The organism is Simiduia sp. 21SJ11W-1 (assembly GCF_024138675.1).
Taxonomy (GTDB): domain Bacteria; phylum Pseudomonadota; class Gammaproteobacteria; order Pseudomonadales; family Cellvibrionaceae; genus Simiduia.
Genome location: NZ_CP090959.1, coordinates 2,649,551 through 2,674,316, shown reverse-complemented (window position 1 = coordinate 2,674,316; position 24,766 = coordinate 2,649,551). Strand labels below are relative to the sequence as shown.

The 24,766-nt window shown below is 58.1% G+C and carries 19 protein-coding genes; 16 read left to right on the top strand and 3 right to left on the bottom strand.

Features of this window, described 5'->3' with window-relative positions; all coding sequences use genetic code 11:
• Nucleotides 1–294 precede the first annotated feature (294 nt).
• The 9 genes from L1F30_RS17600 to L1F30_RS11715 all read left to right on the top strand — a co-directional run bounded on the left by L1F30_RS17600 (nucleotide 295) and on the right by L1F30_RS11715 (nucleotide 11,814).
• The gene (locus L1F30_RS17600; protein WP_371922632.1) at nucleotides 295–453 is read left to right on the top strand and encodes a zinc ribbon domain-containing protein; all 159 of its coding nucleotides are present in this window, start codon (nucleotides 295–297) and stop codon (nucleotides 451–453) included.
• Nucleotides 454–488: 35 nt separating this feature from the next.
• On the top strand, nucleotides 489–689 hold the full coding sequence (locus L1F30_RS11750; RefSeq protein WP_253356274.1) for a hypothetical protein: 201 nt from the start codon (nucleotides 489–491) through the stop codon (nucleotides 687–689).
• Between the two features lie 206 nt (nucleotides 690–895).
• Complete coding sequence (locus L1F30_RS11745) at nucleotides 896–1,660, top strand: YceI family protein (RefSeq protein WP_253356273.1); 765 nt, start codon at nucleotides 896–898, stop codon at nucleotides 1,658–1,660.
• Nucleotides 1,660–5,025, top strand: coding sequence for a DUF1588 domain-containing protein (locus L1F30_RS11740; protein WP_253356272.1), 3,366 nt, complete (start codon nucleotides 1,660–1,662; stop codon nucleotides 5,023–5,025). The genes L1F30_RS11745 and L1F30_RS11740 overlap by 1 nt, the downstream gene beginning before the upstream one ends.
• A 94-nt stretch (nucleotides 5,026–5,119) precedes the next feature.
• Nucleotides 5,120–6,445 carry a DUF1552 domain-containing protein gene (locus tag L1F30_RS11735; RefSeq protein WP_253356271.1) on the top strand — a complete coding sequence of 442 codons (1,326 nt, stop codon included), beginning with the start codon at nucleotides 5,120–5,122 and terminating at the stop codon, nucleotides 6,443–6,445.
• 110 nt (nucleotides 6,446–6,555) lie between these two features.
• A complete protein-coding gene (locus L1F30_RS11730; RefSeq protein WP_253356270.1) occupies nucleotides 6,556–8,835 on the top strand; it encodes an NAD(P)-binding domain-containing protein in 2,280 nt (759 codons plus the stop codon).
• A complete protein-coding gene (locus L1F30_RS11725; RefSeq protein ID WP_253356269.1) occupies nucleotides 8,832–9,674 on the top strand; it encodes a hypothetical protein in 843 nt (280 codons plus the stop codon). The genes L1F30_RS11730 and L1F30_RS11725 overlap by 4 nt, the downstream gene beginning before the upstream one ends.
• Before the next feature lie 65 nt (nucleotides 9,675–9,739).
• Nucleotides 9,740–11,164: a cytochrome c3 family protein gene (locus tag L1F30_RS11720; protein WP_253356268.1), complete on the top strand. Its 1,425-nt coding sequence runs from the start codon at nucleotides 9,740–9,742 to the stop codon at nucleotides 11,162–11,164.
• A 419-nt stretch (nucleotides 11,165–11,583) separates the two neighbouring features.
• Nucleotides 11,584–11,814 carry a hypothetical protein gene (locus L1F30_RS11715; protein ID WP_253356267.1) on the top strand — a complete coding sequence of 77 codons (231 nt, stop codon included), beginning with the start codon at nucleotides 11,584–11,586 and terminating at the stop codon, nucleotides 11,812–11,814.
• Here L1F30_RS11715 and L1F30_RS11710 read toward each other — a convergent pair.
• Nucleotides 11,773–12,798 (bottom strand): DUF3549 family protein, encoded by a 1,026-nt coding sequence (locus L1F30_RS11710; protein ID WP_253356266.1) that lies wholly within the window; start codon nucleotides 12,796–12,798, stop codon nucleotides 11,773–11,775. The two genes, L1F30_RS11715 and L1F30_RS11710, sit on opposite strands and share 42 nt — an antisense overlap.
• Before the next feature lie 138 nt (nucleotides 12,799–12,936).
• Here L1F30_RS11710 and L1F30_RS11705 point away from each other — a divergent pair, with 138 nt between their 5' ends.
• Nucleotides 12,937–14,130 carry a kynureninase gene (locus L1F30_RS11705; protein WP_253356265.1) on the top strand — a complete coding sequence of 398 codons (1,194 nt, stop codon included), beginning with the start codon at nucleotides 12,937–12,939 and terminating at the stop codon, nucleotides 14,128–14,130.
• Nucleotides 14,131–14,280: 150 nt separating this feature from the next.
• Here L1F30_RS11705 and L1F30_RS11700 read toward each other — a convergent pair whose 3' ends face one another.
• Entirely contained in the window at nucleotides 14,281–14,748 is a 468-nt protein-coding gene (locus L1F30_RS11700; protein ID WP_253356264.1) for a YchJ family protein, read from the bottom strand.
• 129 nt (nucleotides 14,749–14,877) lie between these two features.
• Between L1F30_RS11700 and L1F30_RS11695 the strand changes: the two genes are divergently transcribed.
• The gene (locus tag L1F30_RS11695) at nucleotides 14,878–16,029 is read left to right on the top strand and encodes a 1-acyl-sn-glycerol-3-phosphate acyltransferase (RefSeq protein WP_253356263.1); all 1,152 of its coding nucleotides are present in this window, start codon (nucleotides 14,878–14,880) and stop codon (nucleotides 16,027–16,029) included.
• Here the strand turns inward: L1F30_RS11695 and L1F30_RS11690 are convergent.
• Nucleotides 16,026–16,466 (bottom strand): hypothetical protein, encoded by a 441-nt coding sequence (locus L1F30_RS11690; RefSeq protein WP_253356262.1) that lies wholly within the window; start codon nucleotides 16,464–16,466, stop codon nucleotides 16,026–16,028. The two genes, L1F30_RS11695 and L1F30_RS11690, sit on opposite strands and share 4 nt — an antisense overlap.
• Before the next feature lie 197 nt (nucleotides 16,467–16,663).
• On the opposite strand from L1F30_RS11690, the gene L1F30_RS11685 reads away from it, so the two are divergent.
• The 5 genes from L1F30_RS11685 to L1F30_RS11665 all read left to right on the top strand — a co-directional run bounded on the left by L1F30_RS11685 (nucleotide 16,664) and on the right by L1F30_RS11665 (nucleotide 24,646).
• Nucleotides 16,664–17,458: an SDR family oxidoreductase gene (locus tag L1F30_RS11685; RefSeq protein WP_253356261.1), complete on the top strand. Its 795-nt coding sequence runs from the start codon at nucleotides 16,664–16,666 to the stop codon at nucleotides 17,456–17,458.
• On the top strand, nucleotides 17,458–19,590 hold the full coding sequence (dinG, locus tag L1F30_RS11680; RefSeq protein WP_253356260.1) for an ATP-dependent DNA helicase DinG: 2,133 nt from the start codon (nucleotides 17,458–17,460) through the stop codon (nucleotides 19,588–19,590). Before L1F30_RS11685 ends, dinG begins: the two co-directional genes overlap by 1 nt.
• Nucleotides 19,590–19,943, top strand: a complete 354-nt coding sequence (locus L1F30_RS11675; RefSeq protein WP_253356259.1) for a YqcC family protein — start codon at nucleotides 19,590–19,592, stop codon at nucleotides 19,941–19,943. Before dinG ends, L1F30_RS11675 begins: the two co-directional genes overlap by 1 nt.
• 234 nt (nucleotides 19,944–20,177) lie before the next feature.
• Nucleotides 20,178–21,422, top strand: coding sequence for an efflux RND transporter periplasmic adaptor subunit (locus L1F30_RS11670; protein WP_253356258.1), 1,245 nt, complete (start codon nucleotides 20,178–20,180; stop codon nucleotides 21,420–21,422).
• Nucleotides 21,423–21,457: 35 nt separating this feature from the next.
• The gene (locus L1F30_RS11665; protein ID WP_253356257.1) at nucleotides 21,458–24,646 is read left to right on the top strand and encodes an efflux RND transporter permease subunit; all 3,189 of its coding nucleotides are present in this window, start codon (nucleotides 21,458–21,460) and stop codon (nucleotides 24,644–24,646) included.
• Nucleotides 24,647–24,766 lie beyond the last annotated feature (120 nt).

Below are 24,766 nucleotides of genomic sequence, written 5' to 3'. Positions count from 1 at the left end.
TGGTAAACAGGAGCGCGCAATGCAGCATAAAAACTGGGCCTGCCCCAAGTGCCAGCACAATGAATATGAGCTGGGTGAAATACGCGTATCGGGTCACTGCTGTCCCATAGTTTAAGTCTCCATGGAAGGCAGACGTTGATACTACCTATATCTCAGAGTTTCTACGCGATGTCTGGACATGAAATCTGGGGCGCAGTTTGTGACACGACGTAAATACATCCATGTAGTCTCGGCACCCGCGTCCATGCGGGTGACGGTCACAAACTCCGCCCCATATTCCATGCCTACAGATTTGTGGGACAGCAGTGCGTATCGGGTGGCTTTTGGTCGCGTATTTTCGATGTGCAAAACAAAAAATACACAGCCATCACCTGCGCCCGTTGCACCTATACCGAGTTCTACAAAGCCAGTGCCTCAACCCTTGGTAATGTGTTTGATTTCTTTACCGGTTAATGTGTAACAACTGCCCCCGTTTTTAAGGCTTGCCGATGCTTGTATGGATACTAAAACTGCTGGCCACAGTGGCCGCACTGGGTTTGTTAACGGTGTTAACGGCACTTTGCGGCGCCGCTTTCGAGCAGCAGTTGCGTTTCAAACCCGTTGCTAAAAAGATTGCAGAATACACATTGCTCGTGGGTTATTACGGTGCAATGGCTGCAGCCATTTACCTCATTTGGTGGTATTTCTAAGCGGTTTTCGCTCCCTCTGATGAACCTTCCAAACTTGCCTTTGGGCTTTGGTGTGGCCTCCGTTCGGGCGCATTAGCGCTTGGCGTTTTTTCGAATTTTTCTCCTGTTGCTTGCATGGCCTAAGCCATGGCCTAGGCCATGATGCCAATGGTTCGGGCGCGGGGCTTTCTCTAAGCTAGCCTTCGAAATTACCAGAGGCATGTCCCGTGTTTACTATTAGCCCAAAATTCTTCGCAATGCTGTTTATTGCCGGCCTGCTAACCGCTTGTGGCGGTGGTGGCGGCGGTTCCGAGTCTGGCTCCACCGATACTCCGGCAACCCAAACCCCTGATACCGGCAGTGGCGACCAGACAGACAACCCCACTGACGGCGACGATACGCCCACAGACGGCGGCGACACGCCTACCGGTGGCGATGACCCGGTTGATGCCAAAACCCAGCAGTGGTCGCTGCAGTCTAACCAGTCGCTGCTGAATTTTGTGATGACCAAAAAGCTGCATGTGGCTGAAGTAGGGCGTTTCACCATGTTGAACGGTGCCATCTACAGCGATGGCAGCGGCGAATTTCAGGTAGAGCTGGGCTCGGTTGATACCGCCAACGGCACCCGCGATCAACGCCTGCGCGACTTGCTGTTTGAAGTGGCGCGCTTTCCCGTGGCTGAAGTGTTTACCCGGGTAGATCCCGCGTTGATTGAGTCTTTGGCTGTGGGCAGCGAAAAGCCGCTCACGGTGGCTATAGATGTGGTTTTACACGGCGTACAGCAAACCCTGAACGCTGATGTATTGCTGGCGAAAATAGCCGCAGATCGCCTGCTGGTGCGCACACGGGCGCCCCTGTTGCTGGATGCCACAGCGTTTGAATTGCAGGCCGGCATAGACGAGCTGAAAGCACTCGCTGGCTTAACCTCCATTGGCGCCACCGTGCCTGTGGATGTGCAACTGGTATTTGTTCGCAACGAGGAGGTGCGCTAATGAAACGTATAGTATCTGTGGCCCTGCTCGCCAGCGCCCTGTCTGCCGGTGCCTATGGTGCCGATTGTACTAATTTGCCGGCCTATAAGGCGGGCACAAGCTATGCCGCGGGCACGCAGGTTAAAAACCTGGGTGACGCCTACGAATGTACCGTAGGCGGCTGGTGTTCCTCGAATTCAGCACTCTACTACGAGCCCGGCAATGGTCTGGCCTGGCAAGATGCCTGGAAGAGCCTGGGTGCCTGTGCCAATACCGGCACGCCGACCCCGACCCCGACCCCGACCCCGACGCCCACGCCGACGCCCACGCCCACGCCGACGCCAACGCCGACGCCAACGCCGACGCCAACGCCGACGCCCACGCCCACGCCCACGCCGACGCCAACACCTACGCCTACGCCCGATGGCAGCGTGACCACGGCCTGGACCTTAACACCGGCGGCTTCTTCGCTGCGGTTTGTGACCTACAAGAAAGAGCACGTGGCCGAGGTGCAGCAATTTACCGAAATGCGTGCAGATCTGGATGCCAGCGGTAACCTGCGCTTTGAAATCCCTTTGGCCAGTGTGTCTACCGGCATCGAGCTGCGCGATCAGCGAATGCGCGATGTGCTGTTTGAATACAATTGGCTGCCCAAGCTGTATTTGAACGCCAAGGTAGACTTGGCTGCTGCCGAAGCATTGGCGGTGGGCGAGCTTGCCCGCCAAACCGTTAGCGCAAGCCTGAGCCTGCACGGCGTGCACAAAACCGTGCAAGCCGAGCTGACCCTGTGGCGCGCAGCCAACGATCGCCTGCGTATTTTCAGCCAGTCGCCCATTGTGGTGCGCGCGGCCGACTTCGCCATGGCCGAAGGCATTGAGGCCCTGCGCAACCTGGCGAGCCTCACCAGTGTTGGCGAGAGTGTACCTGTGTACCTGGATACCCAGTGGGCCAGGCAACAAGAGAGCCGCCCCGCCTGGGAGGCCGCACCCCAGCAGCCACTGGCGCTGCAAGTGCAGTTTGCCCAAGCGCAAAAGCGTCTGACCCTCAAGTGGGCCGACATGGCGCAAAACGAAACAGGCTACCTGGTTCAGCAGCAGCGCGATGGCGGTGCCTGGTCGAACCTGGCCCAGCTTGCGGCCAATACCCAAGAGCACCAGTGGGAGATAGACAGCGCGCAAAAGCTGGCGCTGCGCGTAGTGGCCATTAATGGCAGCCGCGTGTCTGAGGCCTCACCGGCCGCCCAAATTGAAATCACTGCCAATCAGCTGGGCATGGTGGATGTAGAGCCAACCCCGCTTGATGGCGCCGCCCTATTTGTGGAAAAAGAATGCGCCGCCTGCCATGGCGCCAAAGGCGACGAGCTGGTTTCCATCATTGAAAACCCGCGCGGCTTCGATAACCTGGCCAACTACATTGAGCTGAACATGCCCTACGGCAAGGCCTCCAGCTGTGTGGGCGATTGTGCCAGCACCATTGCCCGCTACGTGGTAGATAACCTCTACCCTATGTCTGGCGGCGATGACGGCGACTCTGACGGCTCGTCGGGTGGTGATACCTCTGGTGGTTCAACAGGTGGATCAACAGGTGGCTCATCCGGTGGCGACAGCTCTGGCGGTTCGTCCGGTGGCGATACCTCTGGCGGCTCATCTGGCGGCTCTTCCGGCGGCACCACCACGCCCGATGCCATGCTGGGTGCCCAGTACTACAGCGAACAGGGCTGTGCCAACTGTCACGGTGCCGATGGCAACACGGGCAAGAGCATTGTGACTGCCCCCATGAGCCAGCAGGCACTGGCCGCTTACATTGATGCCAGCATGCCGCTGGGCAATGCAGCCAACTGTACCGGCGATTGTGCGGTTCACGTGGCGGCTTACATTACTGAAAACCTCTACGGCCAGCAGCAAACCATCACTGCCGACCGCGGTGTGCGTGGCCTGCGCCTGCTCACCCCGTGGCAGTTCCGCAACGCCGTGGCAGATCTCACCGGTGTGCAACTGGCTGATGCCCAGCTGCCCAAGGCGTTCCACGACGACAACTTCAAATACCCAACCCAAGCGGAAAAGGGTGTGGTTAACCACAGTGCGGCCAGCCTTTACCTGAGCCTGGCAGAATCTATTGCCGCCAATGCCAATCTCACCAAGCTCGGTTGTACTGCCGATAGCTGTACCGACAGCCAGGTGGTGAGCGTGGCCTCCAAGGTGTGGCGACGGGCGCTGACCAGCCAGGAACAGAGTACATTGAAGTCGTTCAACACCACCTACGGCGCCCGCGATTTACTGGCGAGCCTGTTGATGGCACCCGATTTCCTGTACCGCACCGAGCTGGGTAGCTGGGATGCCGAAAAAGAAGCCTACAAGCTCACCGGCTACGAAGTGGCCAGCGCCTTAAGCTTCCAGCTGTTTGGCACCACACCCGATGCCAGCCTGTTGGCTGCGGCAAGCTCGCTCACCACCCAGGAGGCGGTGGCCAACCAGATCAACGCCATGTTGGGCGATGCCCGCTTTGCGGAAAACTTTGTGGATTTCGTGCGCTACTACACCCACACCGATGGCTTGGCATCTGAGAAAACCAATCTCTCAGGTGCGGTGATCAGTGCCATGCAGCAAGAACAGCGTGCGGCCATCAAGCACTGGTTGAGCGCAGGTACGGGCAAGTTCGATGAACTGCTGAACCCCGGCTACACCTTTGTGAACGCAACCCTTGCCAACCATTACGGCATCAGCGGTGTGAGTGGTGCAAGCCTTGTGAAGGTCGCTACAGATGACCGCCGTGGCGGCCTGTTGCACCAAGGCTACACCCAGGTGATGAACTCGGATTTTGCGGCCACCTCGCTCGTTAAGCGCGGCAAGATGATCCGTGAAAACCTCTTGTGCCACGACATGGGTGTGCCCGTGGGTATTGATCCGTCAACCATCGAGATGCCAGATCATGCAATCACCACCCGCGAGCGCTGGAATGTGATCACCGGGCCCGATGCCTCCAATGGCCAGTGCTGGCAGTGCCACAAGCTCATGAACGAGCCGGGCAGCGCCTTTGAAAACTTCGACCAAACCGGCCGTTGGCGCGATTCGGAGCCTGCGTACAATCAGCCGAGCGTGGCGCTGGCCATCAATGCGGCAGGTATTTTGCGCGACAACAGCGGCCAAACAGAGCTTACCTACTTTAACAACGGGCGCGAACTCACCCAGTTCCTGGCCAGCAGTAGTGAGGCGCGCAGCTGCTTTGCCGATAGCTACTACCGCTACAGCCACGGCTACCGCCCAGACAGCGGTGTAGCAGCCGATGCCAAAGCCCAGGCCGAAGCCTTTGTGGTGACCGGCAGCGTTAAAGACATGGTAAAAGCCAGCCTAAGCTCCACGTCATTCCTTTACCGCGTCGATCGGTAATCCTTTTAGCCGGACGGCCTAGGCCGTCCGGCCAATAGTTTTCTTGCCGGTAAACGGTACTCTGTAGCTCTCAGAAAATGCTCAGGAAATTGCCATGAACCGTCGTCGATTTTTACAATCTTTGTTAGCCACAGGCGTTGCTGCACCGCTCTCTATGGGTGGCTTTGCACGCATGGCGCTGGCCCAGGGCAGTGCAAAATTAAAAGTGGTTTTTGCGGTGATCCCCGATGGCTTCGGCGTAGATGCCTACGGCGGCTACAACAAGGGCCTGTGGTTCCCCGAAACCGGCGGGCTAAAAGATACGGGCAATTTCCAGCTCAATGAAATGTCCAAGCACCTGGCTGCCTACAAAAACCAATCGCTGTTTTTAAAGGGGTTGATTGTGGGTTCCGGCACCGGTGGCCACAACGCCTGGACCACCATCCTGCGCGATACCAACGCCAGCAAAACCTCTATCGACTTGTTGCTGGGCGACAAACTGCGCGGCACCAATGCCTTGATGAAGCGTTTGTATTCCGGCCCGCACGCCACCGTGGGCGCCGCCTGGAACGTGTCTTACGATGGCAACGCGATGATCGTGCCGGAAATTAATCCCTACCAGTTATTCGAGCAGGTGTACGGCAGCGGTGCCGGTGGCATGGGGGGGGGCAGCCAGCCCCAAAGCCGCGCGCATTTGTTCGATAACGCCAACAGCCGCATTCAGCAATTGCGGGCAAACCTTGGCGGTTCTGAGCGCGCCAAGCTAGACACCCACCTGGATGCCATTGAACAAGTAGTTACCGATCTCAATGCCTCTGTACCTGTGGCCGGCGGCTGCACGCCGGGCGATGCAGAACCGGCGGCGGGCCTTGTGAGCACTTCGGCTGATTACCGCGATGAAGTGACCCGCGCGCACTCCAACATTGTGGCGAGCGCCTTATCGTGCGGCAGCACCCGCGTGGCCACTTTGCAGATTGGCCGCAGTGCAGATCCGGTGGCCATTAAATCTGTATCGGCCACGCGCAACCCGCACGATTGTGCACACCGCTACGGCAGCGTAACCGAGTGGCGCGACTCGCGCGCCTGGTACGTGCAGCAAGTGAAATACCTGCTGGATAAATTAAATGCCATGCCAGACCCGGATGTGCCCACAGACAGCCTGCTGGCCCACACGCTGGTGGTATTTACCTCCGAAATGGCCGATGGCGCACCCGAGCATATGCAAGATGTGCCCGTCACATTAATTGGTGGCGCTTCTGGTTTGTTAAAGCACCAGGGCGGGCGCGTAAAAGATTTGTACGACCAAGGCGAGCGCAGCCACTGGCGCATGGGCAAGGCCGTAGACATGCAGCGCGTCTGGACGACGATCGGCCAGGCTGCGGGCATCAGCGTGCCCTATGGCGCCAGCAGTATTCCAGGCATTTTCACCAACGTGAACTAGGCCTGCACCAAACCCTTAGCCACCTTGTGGCAACTCCCAGGGCCTGCAGCGCGGGCCACATTGAATTCACGCCGCGCGTGCGCGGCCTAGAACTTTTTACGCCTGAAATTATGAAAATGTACGACGTAATTATTGTAGGTGCGGGCCCGGCCGGCTTATCTGCAGCCTTGCAAGCCAAACACCGGGGCTTAAGCTGCCTGGTGCTGGAAGCGGGCGCGGCCATTGCCAATACCGTGCGTGAATTTACCCAAGGTAAATGGGTGATGGCAGAGCCAGACCAGGTTACCTTGCGTGCGCGCCTGCCCTTTGAGGCCGATGCCCGTGAAGCCCTGCTGGCCAGCTGGGATGCCTCCAGTGAAGCGCTAGACATTCACTACCAGCGCCCGCTTGCCAGCATAACCGGCAGCAAAGGCCGGTTTACAGTGGGCACCGCCGGCGGCGAGCAATACAGCGCACGCAATGTTGTGCTGGCCTACGGCACGCGTCAGCCGCGGCCACTGCAAGCCGAAGGGGCGGCGGGTGTAAAAGTGCACTACCAGGTGCCGGCCGAAGGTTTTAAAAACAAACGCCTGCTGGTGGTGGGCGCCGGTGATTCCGCGCTTGAAGATGCCTTGCTGTTGGCCAAACACAATCACGTGGTTCTGCTTAACCGCGGCAGCGGTTTCCCGCGCGCCAAGCTCGCCAACCGGCAGGCCTTTGGCCGCGCATTGATGCAAGGCCAGGTGCATTGTCTGGAGCAAGCGGGCATTCAGGCGGTGGCATCTACCGAGGCCGGTATTGCCGCTACTCTCACCGTGGATAACGCCACCCAAAAGCGCGTGGTAGACCATATTTTAGTGCGCATTGGCACCTTGTCGCCGCGCCCCATGCTGGAAAAATTTCAGCTGGATTTTGCAAGCCCGCGCGCACAGCACCCGCTATTGGATGAGTACAACCAAAGCAGTGTGCCCGGCCTGTATGTGATTGGCGCGCTGTCGGGTGAGTCACTCATCAAGCCCGGCATCAACCAGGGCTATGAAGTGATTGAGCACCTGGCTGGCCAGCCGGCTGCGTTGTTGCAGTTGGGTGCGCTCAGCTCACAGCTTAAAGCCAACCGCGCCGAGATGACTGCCGAAACCATTCAGCAGCGCCTGGGTTGTGATGCGCTGTTTAAAAAATTAACGCCAAGGGCGCGCTTGCGGCTACTTGAAAAGGCAAGCGTGCGACAAATGTTTGCCGGCCAGAAAATTGTGGCCCAGGGCGAGCACGTAAACAGCCTGCACTGGATTGTTGAAGGTGGCGCACGCGTAGGCGAACCCCATGCGCCCGTTGCCGATTTATCGGCCGGTGCCATTGCCGGTGAATTCTCGCTGCTTTCCCACGGGCCTGCCACGCAAACGGTGCGGGCAGCCAAGAAAAGTCTGGTGATCTCTTTTAGTCGCGCATCGCTGGTAGCCGCCTGGCAGGAATCGCCCGCGTTTTTACACGCCTTGTTAAATATTTATTTGCGCAGGCTCATGACCCTGCGCTTGGCACCCAAGGTGCCCGCCAAACTGTTGTCGGTTTTGCTGGCCCGTGCCCAGGTGCACACCCTGGCGCCCGAGGCTGTGGCCTTTCAACATTCAGATGCCGCCCTGTTTTTGGTGACAGGCTCCGTAAAACAAATCAAAGGCGATAAAATTTCACTTTTTGGTGCCGGCAGCTTTTTAGGCCTCACCGAAGCGCTGGAAAACGCACCTGCGCCTAAAGTTAAAAACCTGCAGGCCGAAAGCCTGGTGTTGGCCTTAGATCGGGGCCTATTGCAAGCCTTGCTCGCGCACGATCCGACTTTGCCCGTGCGTGCACGGCAAATGGATATCGCCACAGAAAAGGCCAAGGTAAAGCAGGCGGTTGTGCAGTTTTTCCGCGCGGAAAATTTGGGCAACACCAAAAATGTACTGGCTATTGATAAAGACAGCTGCGTGGGCTGCGATAACTGTGAAACCGCCTGTGCCGCCACGCACGGCGGTGTATCGCGGGTGAATCGCCAGGGTGGCAGCGTGTTTGCCAATGTGCACCTGCCCGCCAGCTGCCGCCATTGTGAGCAGGCCCACTGCATGAGCGATTGCCCGGCCGATGCGCTGGTGCGCGCGCCCGATGGCACAGTGCAAATTACCGATCGCTGCATTGGTTGCGGCAACTGTGTGGCGCTGTGCCCCTATGGCGCCATTACGCTGCCCGAGCCAAAAGCTGCTAAACCTAAGTGGATGAATTTATTTGGTGCCCGCACCGACGCCCGCACACCCAAGGCTGCCAAGTGCGATGGCTGCGCGGGCCGGGCCGAGGGGCCAGCCTGTGTGAGCGCCTGCCCAACGGGTGCCGCGCGCCGGGTAACCCCCACAGAACTGATTGAGGTGATTGCACTTTCATGATCAAACTTTGGCAGTATCAGGGCTTTCGCTACGCGCGCGTGCTGGCGGTGCTGCTGATCAGCTGCACCTTGCTGTACGTGTGGCACAACCCCATAGATCCGCCCAACGGCGACACCTGGCTCGGCTATAGCTTGGGCACATTGGTGGCGCTGTTGGCGGTTTTTTTGTTGCTGTTGGGGGCCAAGCGCCGCTGGTGGATAGACAAACTCGGCTCTCAGCAGGCCTGGCTTTCCATGCACCTGTGGGCGGGCATGGCGATTATTCCAATCTCGTTGTTACACAGTGGTTTTCAGTGGGGCTGGAGCCTGCATGGCGTGCTGCTTAGCCTGTTAAGCGCGGTGTGTGTGTCTGGCCTGTTTGGGGTTTATGTGTATGCCGTACACCCAGGCCAGCTGCGCCAGCTCAACAGCGGCATGGGCACAGATGCGCTTTTGGGCGCGTTAATGGAGCTGGATCAACAAATCAAAGCCGCCGCCTGGGAGTTATCCGATCAGGCCGGTATTTCCTTAGACAGCGCCTTGCTGCACACCTGGTTGCCCCGCGGTTTTTTAGATTGCGCGCGCGGGCGCGATCGCTCGCACCTGCTGGTGCCTTCGCCACAGGGCTACGTGTGGGCGCCCAATCCCCAACAAACGCGCCTGGCCCAGTTGCTGTTTAACGAGCCCGGCGGTGCAGCCCTGCAACCTCTGCTTGCGCGCCGCCAGCAGCTGTTGGCCACTATTCGTAAAAGCCGCTTGCTGGAGGCCGTGCTCGGCCATTGGTTGCGCTGGCATCTGGTGTTGTCTGTGGCTTTTAGCGCGCTATTGGTAGTGCATGTGGTGGTGGTTCTAATCTACTAGACTCTCAAAGGGCAATTGCCCGCACTGGTTCCAACCTAACGGATGAGTTCGGATACGCATAATTTATGGCCCGCAGTTGTTTACTGGAGGTAATTGAAGCCCAACGCAGCTATCAGCTATTGGTGGAATCTGATCACCTGCTGCTAGGTGATGTCGCCCATGCACAGGTGCGTGCACCCCTTTCGGCACCGGCCACCATCGCCTTTGGCGATAGCGATCCAAACCTTGATGCCCCAAGCGGGCTTGAGGTTAACGGCAAATGCGTAACCCGTGCGCAGTTACACCCGGGCGATGTACTTTCACTTTCGGCCACCCAAACACTCACCTACACAGGCATCGATACCGGCATTTTGAAGTTTCGCCTGCAAGGTGAATACGGTGTGCAACCGGCGGCCATGCAAGGCCCCGATGCCACGGGCGGGCAGGGCCGTGGTGCGTTTTACAGTTTACTGCTGGTGTTTTTGATCGCGTTGCTAAGCCTGCCGTTTTGGGTGCCGGATTTCGCAACCAAGCTGCCCGCACCGCACGATCGTGAACAGGGCAGCCAGGCGCGCACCCATGGCCTGGCGCTCGAGCAATGGTTGTCTTCGGGGCCTCTGCATGCAGCCCACAGCGCCGTTTCCGTGGCCTGCGCCGATTGCCATGTGGCGGATAAAAGCCCCATTCCCAATGAGCCCTGTTTTGCTTGCCACACCATGGAGCGGCATTTCTCCCGTGAAAAAACCGCAGATCATCCGCTGTGTGTTACCTGCCACAAAGAACACAACGAACCGGGTAATTTGATCAATGCCGATGCGCGCCTGTGTAGCCAATGCCATAACGATATGGACACAGTGCGCGCAGTACTCACTGCCGGTACCCAACATAACCTGCACGCCTTTCAGCACTTTGATGGCCAACATCCCGAGTTCAACCCCCGCGTGCCACCGGGCAATTTGAATTTCAACCACAAGCACCACATGGCCGCTGATCTGGTTGAAGGCAAGGCCGCGCTCGCCTGTGCCGATTGCCACACGCCCAATGGCGCGGGTTTTAAGCCCGTCACCTTTACCGAACACTGCGCCGATTGCCACCGCCTGGATCGCGAAGGCAAACGCGAGCCCTGGGTGCACGGCAATCTGGCGGCGGTGTTATTGCAGTTTCAAACCGAAGTAGATGCCCCCATTGATGCCGCACTTGCGCTTACCAACGGTGACACCTGCCAGCAGTGCCATAGAGTAAAACTCACCTCACTGGAACCCACTGCCTTACAGCAGGCCACCGCCCGCTGGCGTTTGGCCATGCCCACACTCAATGCACGCTTCTCCCACAAGCGCCACGAAGGGCGCCTGGCCTGCGCTGATTGCCACGCCGCCAAAACCTCAGAGCAGGCAGACGATGTGCTCTTGCCCGAGCGCCGCCAGTGCCAGAGTTGCCACAATCAAAAGGCCCCCGAACCACTGCAGCAATGCGCCACTTGCCATCAGTTTCATCGGGTGAGTTGGGAGTAATATTGCTATTGGCGCACAGTGCGGTATTTATTTTTCGCCTTTTATGCTTGCCTATAGTGAGTTGAATCTTTGCCAGGTTTTCCACCTGCGTCGCCTGGCGCTCATCTCCGCTTTGCGCGTGTATACCTGAAAGTGTTTTCTGGCCCCATGAATAGCGGGCAACTGGCGCTAATTTTTCAGTTCATGGCCGCGTAGCCTGCCGGTGTTGTATTACTTATAACAACGGCGCTTGGGCGCAACGCGAGGTGAACATGCGATGTTTCAGCCAGTGGTTCGGCACTAGTGTTTTATGGGCGGTTATGGCACTGCCCAGTGCTGCCGACACCCTGTTTAACGAAGATTTTCAAGACGCCAATGCCAATGGCTGGAGTTTCAGCGGCTGGGGCACGGCGTATGTCACCCTTTATGGCAGTAACTAGATGACGGCGCAAATGGCGGGGGATGCCGGGGCGTCTGCCTTGGCTTATGAAGCCATGCTTTGGGTTGCGGTGGTTGCGTTGATTGTGGCTTTGGCTCTGGCCAGCGGGCCGGCGTTGTTGCTGGACCACGCGGGGGCTCGCCGGGCCGCTGTTGCCTCTACTGCAGAAAGCACCGGCGCCCGGGAATCTTCAATGGACGCCGCCAAGCAGCCCGCCAATGGCTGCGCCTAGCCGATCTGATCGCTCGGGGTTGCGAAAGGCCGCAAGCCAATGGGGCCGCTGCCCTGGCTGAAACAACAGCTCGGCCAAAATGCGACTGAAAGCCGTCTGCCCCAGCGCGGCCACCTGTTCGAGGTAGGGCAGGGCCAGCTTTTCGTTACTCAGGCGTTGGCCGTGGCGCGTGGCGAGTGTCACCAGGGCTTCGGCATCCAGGGTAACTTCCAGCGCCTGTGCCAGCGCGGCTTTGACTAACCCTCCGGATTCGCTGGCTGCCAGTGCCCGCAGGCAGCCGTTGATCTCTGCGGCATTGTTTTCCGTGCACGCCCCCTGCAGCCGTGTGGCAATGGCCTCACAGGTTGCAACGTCGATGGCTTGGTGCTCCAGCAACTGCGCCAAACTCAGAAAAACCGGGGTGGGTACTCCGGCTATGGCCTTGTTAAGGGCGCCGTCGAGATTGTCTTTACCGGCGCGGCACACAACATCGGCCAGGCCTTGCAGCCCCAGTGCCTGCCAGTAATCCCAGGGGCCTTGGCGAATGTACTGGGCGGCTTCTGCGTAGAACTGGCTGGGGGGTAATTTCAGCTGGGCGGTCAGGCGTGCATGCAGTGTCGCCTGCTGGGCTTCGGCGGGCTCCCACACATAGCTGTTACCTTCCAGCAGGCCATTTACCTGCTCGCCCGCTTCGGCCGCGGCCAGGCTCCGGCCCAGTGCCTGGGTGAGCTGGGCCAACAGGCCGTCGCGCTCGGCCAGTGCCAGCTTGCCCTGTTCGTCAAGGGGCAACTTAAACCACCAGATATTGGGCGATTGCACCCTGTCTGCCGCCCACAACACAAATGCCATGTGCGCCTGGCCCAGGTAGGGGTGCGGGTAGGGCACTTGGGCGTCTTCTATTTGGGCAAAGCGCTCGCGCGCGATGGGCTGCAGGCGGGTGCCACAATCGAGCAGGCGCCACTGCAAACCCAGGTGTTCAAAGAAGGCGGCGAGGCTGGTGGTCATGGTGGCTCCTGCGGCGGGCTAAAAATCAGGCTGCGGATTCTACCGCACTTGCCGCGCCTGTGTGAGGCGCTTGTCTATACTGGCTCAAGCGACTCTTCACCGGGTGCTCCCCACAAACACTCCCTACAAGGAATGGCAATGCCCGAGCTCAGCCAACTCATGCAAACCCCCAATGTGCTAGCCCAAGATTACCAACACGCGGCGGTGGGCGCGCGCATCATGCTTACCGGTCACATTCATCAGGCCATTCCCGATGTGGCAGCCCTGGCCTATACCCAACACTGGGATTGCCTGAACCGCTACGGCGAAGAGCGCTTTGAAGAGGAGTTTGCGGTGGTGGAGCGGGTGCGGGCGGGCTTTGCCGGGCTGATAGAGGCAAAAGCTGCCAACATTGCGCTTGCCACCAGCGTGCACGATTTGTTTGTGCGCTTTTTGTCGGCGCTGCCCCTGCAAGCGCGCCCGAAAATTGTGGCAAGCGACGCCGAATACCCTTCGGTTGCGCGGCAGTTGGCGCGGCTGGCAGAGGCCGGCATAGAGGTGGTGCTGGAACCCGCCAACCCCGCCAGCACCTTGGTGGAGCGGCTGGCGCGTCACATAGACGGGCGCACAGCGGCCATTTGCGCCTCTTCAGTTAATTTTGAAACCGGCCACCAAAGCCTGGAGTTAGACACCCTCATGCCCCTATGTGCAGCCGAAGGGGTAGAGCTGTTTGTGGATGCCTATCACTCCATTAACGTGCTGTCTTTTTCGGTGGCCGACTACAACCTGGAGCAGGCCTTTGTGGTGGGCGGCGGCGCCAAATATTGCCAGATGGGCAGCGGCATTGCGTTCATGCATGTCCCGCCCGGGCGGGATTTCCGGCCGGTGGTGACGGGTTGGTTTGGCGAGTACGACCCGGTGGTAGACAGCCCCGCCCAAACACCCCTGGCCTATGCCGATGGCGCCGTGCGCTTTGGGGGTTCAAGCCAGGATATGCTGCCGGTATTTCGCGCAGCCCATGTGTTCGATTTCTTTGCCAGCCGCAATCTTACGCCCGAGTTTCTGGATGAAGTGCATCACCACCAGCTGGCCCACCTTGCCAAATGTTTTACCGATGCCTGCTTTGCGCCTGAACAGATTGCGCTTTCTACCGCCGTTGAGTACATGGGCGGCTTCCTTTCGTTTAACTCCCCCCACGCACAACAGTTAAGCGAAGCCATGCGTGATCGCGGTGTGCACACAGATTTCAGGAAGCAGTGGCTACGCATGGGCCCTGCGCCCTACCTGTGTGACGAGCAGCTTGAAGATGCCATAGGCGCGCTGGCCGAGGCGGTACAAGAGGTGTGCGGCTAGTTGTGGCCGACGAGGTGCGGACGGCTAGTTGCGGACGGCTAGTTGTGGCCGACGAGGTGCGGACGGCTAGTTGCGGACGGCTAGTTGTGACCGACGAGGTGCGGACGGCTAGGTGTGGCCGGCCTCATGTGGATCACAAATCGCGGCTGGCTAATCCGCCAGGCGTCCTGCACAGCACTGTTTGAACTTCTTCTGGCTGCCACAGGGGCAGCGGTCGTTGCGCCCGATTTGTGTGGCCTTAAGGCGTGGCGCGTCGCTTGCTGCGTAGCGCCAGTGGCCGTCTTCCTGAATAAAAAACGAGCGGTCGTGCAGGCTGTGTAATTGGCCTGCCTGCAGGTACCAGCATTCAAACTCTACCCAGTCTTGCTGGGCACCAAGTACCCGCAATTGGCCAAACTGCGCCTCGCCCAGCCACTGGCTGAGTGCGCCCGTGTCTATGGCCGCGCGTGCCTCACTCGCCCAACTTGCCAGTATGTAATCCAAAAGCCCCAGGGCGTGGGCACTAAAGCGCGAGCGCATCAGCGCCTCGGGGGTGGCGGCAGGCGCCCCCTGGTGCAGGGGCGCGCAGCATTGGGCGTAGGCATTGGCCGAGCCACAGGGGCAGGCATTGGGTAGCATTTCTGTTCCTTTTTCGGTATTTTTGCCAGCTTTTCGCCAACTGGACGGCGAGGGCCGCAGGGCCAGCCTCAAAGGCGGGCCTACTATAATCCAAAGCGCGCCTAATCCCGAACCCAAGACACTCTGCCCATGACCGATTTCGACGATATCCGCCCCTACCGCGACGATGAAGTAGCCCCTGTACTGGCCCGCATCGTAAAAGACCCAGAGCTACACACCGCGGTGGCGGCATTGAAGTTCCCCACGCTCAATAAACTGGCGCCCTGGGCCCTGCGTCCGCTGGTGGCCATGAAGCTTAAATCCCAGCTTGCCGGCATCAACAGTGTGGATGGCCTGCAGGAGTTGGTATCGCGCTACCTGCGCGCCATGCTTGATGAAAAAGCCCGCGGCGTTACCGCAAGTGGCCTTGAGGGCCTTGCGCGCAACCAGGCCTACCTGTTTGTGAGCAATCACAGAGATATCGCCATGGACCCGGCCATGGTGAACTATGTGCTCTACCAAAATGAATTCCAGACACTGCAAATCGCCATTGGCGACAACCTGCTCACCAAGCCCTATGTGTCTGATTTGATGCGCCTGAACAAGAGCTTCATCGTAAACCGCAGTGCCAAGGCGCCGCGTGAAAAGCTCAAGGCCGCCAAGTATTTATCGTCGTATATTCACCACGCCCTGTGCGATGAAAAATCCAACGTGTGGGTGGCCCAGCGTGAGGGGCGCGCCAAAGACGGGCGCGATAAAACCAACTCGGCAGTGGTGGGCATGTTTGCCCTGAGCAAACCCAAAACCCAGCCATTGGGCGAGTACATTGGCGAGCTGAACATTGTGCCTGTGTCTATTTCCTACGAGTGGGATCCATGCGATCTGGCCAAGAGCCGCGAGCTGTACCTGCTGAAAACAGAGGGCAGCTACCAAAAGGGCGAACACGAAGATGTAGCCAGCATTGCCGCTGGCATCAACGGCTACAAAGGCCGCATTCACTTAAGCTTTGGCGAAGTGATCAAAGGCGAGTTTAACGGCACCGATGAAGTCGCCCAGGAAATCGATCGCCAGGTGCTCAGCAACTATGTGTTGTTCCCCAGCAATTGCCTGGCCTTCCAGATGCTCACCGGGCGCGTGCCCAAGGTGGGGGTAGGGGAAGACAACACGCCCTTTAACCCACAAGATTACCCGGCCGAGCAAGCCGAGCTTGAGCGCCGCGTGGCAGGCCTGAATGATGAACAGCGCGATTTGCTGTTGGGTATTTACGCCAATCCCGTGAGTGCCAAACTCGCAGACCACTAGCTGCCATCGGCGGGTGCCACTATCAGGTTTACCAGCCGGTTGTCTTCGGCCGAGGTGATGCACTGGGCGTGCAGCGCCTTGGTGGAGGCATGCTCGCTGAGGAAATTCTGGCCCTCGGGCACGGCATCTACCACAAACAGCAGCGTGTTGGTTTTTTCAAATTCATCGTAGCGCGCCGAGCGCGAATCCATGTGCAGGGTAATGATTTTGCCCGGCACCTGGCTGCGAATGGCCTCGCGGCAAAGCTCGGCACCGGCAAAGGCATCGAACTTGGCGCGCGAGGTCACCACGCCCAGCGCGCGCTTGGTGGCGCTTTTGTCGCGCTCGCGGGATTTCAGGTGCTCGTTGGCCAGCAGGGTGAGCAGGCTTGCCAGCGTGATTAGCGCCACTGCAACAATGGCCAATATCAAAAGCTGGCGTTTTTCCTGTTTGATCATGGGGCAGGTGCCGTTGGTTGTAATATTAGTTGGCTGTTATATATCTAAATAGAGTGTAGATCACTGGCAGCCCAAGCCGTTGTAACTGGCCCATTTAGGTGCCAGCCCGGCGCGCACGGGTTACACTCGCGCACCAGTATTCACGGATTAACCACTCGCGCCTGACCTAGGGATGGGCGAAACAGCAAGGAGCTCCCATGGCGGACTTTTTCAGTAACAAACATGTTTGGATTACCGGCGCATCATCGGGTATTGGCGAGGCGCTGGCGCGCGAGCTGGCCGCGCGCGGTGCCTATTTAACCTTGTGCGCCCGGCGCGAATCGGTACTCAATGCACTGCGCGAACAGTTGCCCAATGCAGAGCATCACCGCGTGCTGGTGCTGGATTTGGCGCAACCCGAGGCGCTGTTTGAACAGGTGCGTGCGGCGGCTGCCGGGTGTGAGGTGGATATCCTCATCAATAATGGCGGCATTTCCCAGCGCGGGCGCGCCGATGAAACGGCATTTGCCGTAGACAGGCGCGTGATGGAAGTGAACTACTTAGGCTCGGTGGCCATGACCAAGGCGCTGATGCCCAAGCTTGTGGCCGCAAGCCATGGCGTGGTGGCTACGGTGGCGAGCGTGTCTGGCCTTGTGGGCTCACAGGGGCGCTCGGCCTACAGCGCCTCCAAACATGCGCTGATGGGTTTTATGGAGAGCCTGCGGGCAGAAATGCACGGCAAATTGCAGGTTACCGTGGCATGCCCTGGCTGGGTGCACACCCAGATCTCGGTCAATTCGCTCACCGCAAGTGGCGAGCCGCTCGGTAAAATGGAGCCTGGCATCGCCAACGGCCTGAGCGCCGAGGCCTGCGCGCGGGCATTTTTGCATGCCATTGCGCGCGGGCGCGATGAAATAGTTATCGGCAAGGGCATCAGTGCACTCGCGCCAACCGTGAAGCGCTTTTTGCCCGCCGTGTTTAAACGTATGAATAGAAAACGGGCCTACCGCTAATGGCGCTCAACGCCGATCTGAAAAAAACCATTCAAACCGCCTACAGCCAATTCTTGGAGGCGCGTGAACTCAAGCCCCGCTACGGGCAAAAGTTAATGATTGCCGAAATCGCCCGCACCTTGGGCGGCATAGCGCTGGATGACGAAGGCGTGCGCGTGGGTGAACAGCACATCTGCGTGGTAGAGGCGGGCACAGGCACAGGTAAAACCGTTGCCTATTTGCTGGCCGCCATTCCCGTGGCCAAAGCCCTGGGTAAAAAATTGGTGGTGTCTACGGCGACTGTGGCACTGCAAGAGCAAATTGTTTACAAGGATCTACCCGACCTCAAGCGCCAATCGGGGCTCAACTTCAATTTTGCCCTGGCCAAGGGCCGTGGGCGCTACCTGTGCCTTTCCAAACTCGATCGCATTCTCACCGATGTAGACGCCGCCAACGCCAGCGACCAAGCCCTGTACGAAGATGAATACCCGCAAATTGATGAGCAGGCACTTACCATTTATCAATCCATGATGGACGCACTGGCGGCCAACAAGTGGGCCGGCGATAAAGACGAATGGCACGATGAAATCGAGCCGCAGGTGTGGTCGCGGGTGACCACCGATCACCGCCAGTGCACCGGCCGGCGCTGCTCGAATGTGGCCTCTTGCAGCTTTATTAAATCGCGCGATTCGCTCGGCAGTTTTGATGTGATTGTGGCCAACCACGATTTGGTGCTGGCAGACCTCGCCCTTGGCGGCGGCGCCATTTTGCCGGAGCCCGCCGATACCTTGTACATTTTTGATGAAGGCCACCACCTGCCCGATAAAGCCCTCAACCACTTCGCCGAGCACTCGCGTTTGATCGGCACCATGAAGTGGGTAGAGCAAACCAACAAGGTGCAGGGGGCAATGCTGGGCGAGATCAGCGGTGCGGGCAATATCGACCGCTTTGCCGAGCAGTTGCCCTCGGCGCTGCACGAAGTCAAACGCAACCTGGAGCTGGCCTACCCCATGATCACCCAGCTTGCCGAGCGCATTGAAGACCCGGAGCGTTCGCCGCGCTACCGCTTCGAGCAGGGCCTGGTGCCCGAGGCACTGCGCGACGTGAGCCTTGAGCTTAAACACACCTTCGAGCGGTTGGCGGAGCTGCTGGGCAAAATGAACCGCGAAGTGGAAGAGGCGCTGGAATCCAGCCACTGCGATGTGCCCAAGGTGGACTTGGAAACCTGGTTCCCGCAAATTGGCCTGTGGCAATCGCGCGCCGAGGCCAACCTGGCACTCTGGGCCAGCTACGCCGAGCCCGAGCAAGCAGGCGCGCTGCCCAAGGCGCGCTGGATAACCCTCGTGGATTTTGGCGGCAGCATTGATTACGAAATTTGCTCAAGCCCCATACTGGCGGCGCGCACCTTGGAATACAGCCTGTGGCGGCGCTGCTGCGGCGCGGTGGTGACCTCGGCCACGCTCACGGCGCTGGGCAAATTCGATCGCCTGAAAATGCGCGCAGGCACCCCGGATGATGCCCACTACGCGGTGGTGCCAAGCCCCTTTGATTTTAATCAGGCGGTGCTGCGCATTCCCAAGGCAGCACAAGATGCCAGCGACAGCGTGAACCACACCCTCGCCATGATAGATGCGCTGCCAGATTTGCTGGGCGCGCAAAATGCAGCGCTGGTGCTGTTTGCTTCGCGCCGGCAAATGTTGGATGTCTACGACGGCCTGCCGCTGGCCTGGCGCGAGCGCATTCTCATGCAGGGCGATAAATCCAAGCAGGAAATGCTCACCACCCACAAGCAGCGCATCGATGCCGGCGAGGCCAGCGTGCTGTTTGGCCTGGCAAGCTTTGCCGAGGGGGTGGATTTACCGGGCGGCTATTGCCAGCACGTCATCATCGCCAAAATTCCTTTTGCCGTACCCGACGACCCGGTAGAGGCCTCGTTATCTGAATGGATAGAAGCGCGCGGCGGCAATCCCTTCATGGAAATTACCGTGCCCGATGCCTCGCTCAAACTGGTGCAGGCCTGTGGCCGTTTATTGCGCACCGAAAAAGACAGCGGCGTGATTACCCTGCTGGATAACCGCCTGCTCACCCGCCGTTACGGCAAGGCCATTTTGAACTCCCTGCCACCGTTTCGGCGCGAGCTGGGCGGCCGCTAGTGAACGCCCGCAAAGCGGCTCTGGCCGAATTGCTGGCCGAGCTTGAACAGCTGATGGGCGCGCTCGGGATCTGGGCGGCCCAGCCACCCTCACCTGAGGCCCTGCAAAGCTGCGAACCCTTTTGTGTAGATACCCTGAGCTTTCCCGAGTGGCTGCAATTTGTGTGCATCCCAAAGCTTGCGAGCCTGTGCCGGCAGCCCGCGCCGCTGGGCGTTTTTGCCGGCAGTCACATTGCCGCCATGGCCGAGGTATACATTGGGGGTGTGCCGGCGCAATCCGCCGATCAAAATCCGCTATTGGGCGAATTTGTGGCCTGTATCGCCCGGCTGGATGCCATTGTGTCGGACAAATAAAACCTTTGGGGTGCGCGCAGCGTATCAAACGGGCACAGGCAGCCAAGGTGGCTAAAATGTGGCTAAAAAGGCAGCTAAAATAGGCGTTATCACTCACCTTTAGGCAAGTTCCTTCGCCCAGCCTTGCCGATACGGCCATCTGTCGCATTCGATGCCCATGGGTAGTGACTTCTAAACCCGTTGTTTTAGTATACCGTCAACTTCATTTTTTAATTTTAGTAACAGGAAACCGCCGTGCAGCTAAGTAAGCTAAAGGAAAAGCGAGTCTACCTACCCTTTGTGATTTTCGCTGTGTGCATCGCGCTGTTTGTGGTGCTCAAAAGCATGAAAAAGCCACCCGAGGAGAAAACCGCAGAATCGGTGGCGCCCTTGGTAAAAGTAGAACCCATCAGTTTCCAGCCACTGCAGTTATCTGTCACCTCGCAAGGCCTTGTTAAACCCAAATTTAACACCCAGCTGGTGGCACAAGTGGGTGGTGCAGTGGCATTCATTGCGCCGGAATTTGTGCGCGGTGGCTTTGTAAAAAAGGGCCAAGTGCTGGCACAAATTGAAGATGCCGATTACCAGGCGCTGGTACTTGAAGCGCGCGCGGCACTTATTTCAGCGCGCGCAAGCCTGCAGCAAGAAGAAGCCTTAGGGGCTGTGGCGCGCGATGAATGGAGCCGCATTAAAAATCGCAAGCCCACGGCGTTAAGCTTGCGCGAGCCGCAACTGGCTCAGGAGCAGGCGCGGGTAAAAGCTGCCGAGGCGGCCCTTGCACGCGCTGAGAAAAACCTTGAGCGCACCCGCATACGCGCACCTTTTCATGCCTTGGTGGAAGCCCGTGACATTGGCTTGGGCACCTACCTGAACCCCGGCGCGCCGGTGGGCCAGGTGCTCTCGGTTTCCGAGGCGGAAATTCGTCTGCCCGTGGCCGATAACCAATTACAGTTTCTTGAAAACCAGGGCGTGGGCACAGAGGTGTTGCTCAAGGGCCAGCTTGAGGGCGAAGCCTCCGAGTGGGTGGCTAAAGTTATTCGCACAGAAGGCGTGATAGACGACAAAAGCCGCATGGCGTATCTGGTTGCACAGGTACTTAACCCCTACGGCCTGGCAGTGCCCAGTGAAGATGACAGCGCGCTGGATCAGGAAACCCATCACCCGCTGCGTTTTGGCAGCTATGTGCGTGCGGAAATTCAAGGTATTTCACTGCCCAAGGCGGCCTTGATTCCCCGCCACCTCGTTACCGATGGCAAGGTGCCGGTACTCAGTAAAGACAATACGCTGCAATTTAAGCCCGTCACCACCGTGCGTGACCAAGGCGTAAAAGTGGTGGTGGTAGACGGTGTGGAAGATCAGGATCAATTGATTGTTTCAGCCCTGCAGTACCCGGTTGAAGGTATGGCGTTGCGGTTGCCGGCAACAAAAACCGCGGCTGGTGGCAGCGGTGATGCCGAGGCCGGCGGTGCAGTGGCAGAGCTTGCCAACACGTCAGACTAAACCATACCTATAACGACAAATCAGGGATTGCACACGTGACCGACTTAACCCCAGATACACCCACAAGCGATGATCCAACCCGCAAGGGCATCATCGCCTGGTTTGCGCGCAATACAGTAGCGGCCAATTTGCTGATGATCTTCATTATTTTCGGCGGCCTGCTGTCGGCAATGAGCATTCGCCAGCAGATGTTTCCGGAAATTGAAATCGACTGGCTACAGGTTCAAATCTACTACCCGGGCGCTGCACCCAAAGAGGTGGAAGAGGGTATTACCTTAAAAGTGGAAGAGGCTTTCAAGGGCTTGCAGGGGTTAGAGCGCGTCATTACCTATTCAAGGCGCGGAATGTCGCAGGCGTATATCAAGGTTGCCAAAGGTTACGACCCGCAAGAAGTGCTGGATGAAGTCAAAAGCGAAGTGGATTCCATTTCAAGCTTTCCTGCAGGCATTGAGCGCCCGCGCATTGAGCGATTCAAATACAAGCAAGAGGTAATGTACCTGGCGCTGTATGGCGATTTATCGCCCACCCAGCTCAAGGATTTGGGCAAGCGCATTCACGAAGAAATTCAATCCTTGCCCACCGTTAGTATCAGTGAATACCAATCGGGCCTGGGCTACGAAATTGGTATTGAAGTCAGCAAAGACAAACTGCGCGAATACCGCCTGACCTTCCAGGATATTGCCCAGGCGATTCGCAATGAATCCAGTAATATGTCTGCCGGCCAAATTAAAGCCGCCGACGGCTATATATCGCTGCGGGTAGAAAACCAGGCGTACCGCGGTTACCAATACGAGCAGATTCCGCTTATTAATTTGCCAGACGGCACCGTAGTGCGCGTGGGCGATGTGGCCACGGTACATGACGGTTTTGAAGACGGTATTCAATACTCCAAGTTCAATGGCATGAACTCGGTCACCTTCTTTATTGGCGCTACCCGTGATCAAAGCATTACCAACGTAGCTGAGGTGGTGAAGCGCTACGTTGCCAAAAAAGAAAAGCAATTGCCTGAAGGCGTGCATCTGGAAACCTGGGTAGATTTCACCTACTACCTGCAAGGCCGCCTGAACATGATGCTCGATAACATGTACATGGGGGCGGCGCTGGTGTTTTTCATGCTGGCAATGTTTTTGCGTGTGCGGTTGGCCTTCTGGGTAATGCTGGGTTTGCCCATCAGCTTTTTGGGCGCCTTGATGTTTATGCCCGTGGAGTGGGTGGGTATTACCATTAATGTGGCCAGCCTGTTTGGTTTTATTTTGGTGCTCGGCATTGTGGTAGACGATGCCATTGTTATTGGTGAAAGTGCCTACCAGGAAATTGAAGACAAAGGCCAAAGTGTTGAAAACGTGATTCGCGGGGCACAAAAAGTGGCAATGCCTGCCACCTTTGGCGTGTTAACCACCGTGGCTGCCTTTACGCCCATGCTGCTGGCCGATGGCCCCTCTAAGGGTTTCTCTATCGCCATTGGTGGTGTGGTGATTTTGTGTTTGCTGTTTTCATTGGTGGAATCCAAATTGATTTTGCCCGCGCATTTGGCGCACATGAAATACCGCCCGCACAACCCTAAAAATCCTTTCCACTGGGCGCGCGCGCACATTGATGCAGGGCTCAAATATTTTGTCACCCAAGTCTATCGCCCGCGCCTTGAGAGGCTGTTGCACTATCGCTATGCGGTACTGGCGACCTTCTTCGGCATATTGATTGTAAGCATCGGGTTGTTTGGCAGCGGGTTAATCCGCTTCATAGGCACGCCCAAGGTACCGAGCGATTTCCCGCAGATCAGCGTGGAAATGCAGGTTACCGCGTCTGAGCAGGCAACCCTCGATACAGCGCTGGCCATCGAGAAAATGATGCGCGCGGTAGATGACGGCATTCAGGCAGAGCATGGCCAAACCATGATTAAAAGCATGCATGTTGAGCTGCAATCGCGCACGCGCGCGCAGATCATGACCATGCTGGTAGACCCGGAGCTGCGCCCCATCGATACCTTTGAACTGGCGGCCAAGTGGCGCGAGGCCATGCCGGCGCTGCCGGGTGTGAAAACCCTCAATATTCGCGACAGCCTCATGGGTAATGACCGCGACGATGGCGACATCAGCTTCCGTTTAGAGGGCCCCAACCAGGAAGAGCTGGAAATGGCCATTATGGATTTGCGCGATAAGCTCGGCACCCTGGTGGGTGTGGGCGATATCAACGACAGCCGTCGCCAGCAAACCCAGGAAGTGCAGCTGGAGCTCAAGCCCTTGGCCTATTCCATGGGGCTTACCCTGGCCGATGTGGCGCGCCAGGTGGGCCACAGCTTCTACGGCATTGAAGCCCAGCGTATTTTGCGCAATGGCGAAGAAATCCGTGTGATGGTGCGCTACCCGGAAGACCAGCGCAACGCCATTGGGCTGGTGGAAGAAACGGTGATTCGCGCACCCAATGGCGCCGAGGTGCCTTTGTCTGAGGTGGCAGATTTCAATATTGTGAATGCGCCGGCCGAAATTCGCCGTGAAAACAGCAAGCGCTCAATTAATATCTGGGCCGCAGTGGATGCCACCCAGGCCGAGCCGCAAAAAATTGCCGCCGACATTCGCGACAACTTCCTGCCCGCCATGCTTGAAAATTACCCCACGGTTTCAAGCTCCATTTCAGGGCGCGTGCAGGAGGAAATGGACGATCAGGCCAAACAGTTGCGTAACTTTGTGCTGTCTATGGTGGTGGTGTTTGCCTTGCTCGCCATTCCGCTGCGCTCTTACACCCAGCCGTTTATGATTATGTCGGTCATTCCCTTTGGTTTAATTGGCGCCATGGTGGGCCACATCATCATGGGGTTAGACATGAGCGCCATGTCGGTGTTTGGGCTGATTGCCGTGGCCGGGGTAGTGGTGAACGATTCGCTGGTGATGGTGGATTACATCAACGGCGCACGCCGGGAGGGTATTCACATCAAGCAAGCGGTGCTCGATGCCGGCTGCCGCCGCTTTAGGGCGATTATCCTGACCTCGCTCACCACCTTTATCGGCGTATTCCCAATTCTGCTGGAAACCAGCATGCAGGCAAAAATCGTCATTCCCATGGCGGTGTCGCTGGCTTTTGGTGTGTTGTTTGCCACTGTCATTACCCTGGTGATGATTCCGTGTCTGTATGTGGCAGGCAGTGATGTACGCCTCAAGTTGTACGCATTAAAGCAGCGCATCTTTCCCGTGGCGCCTGCAAGCCGCGCGATCTCCGAGGGCGAATAGCCCATTTGGGCCAACAGGTAGCCGTTTGACCTGTTGGCCCCTGCCTGCCGGGCCTTGTGCCAAAAGCATTAAATTGGCCCGGGTTTTGTCAGCCTTTGCCCTCACGGCGCCTTGGCGCAC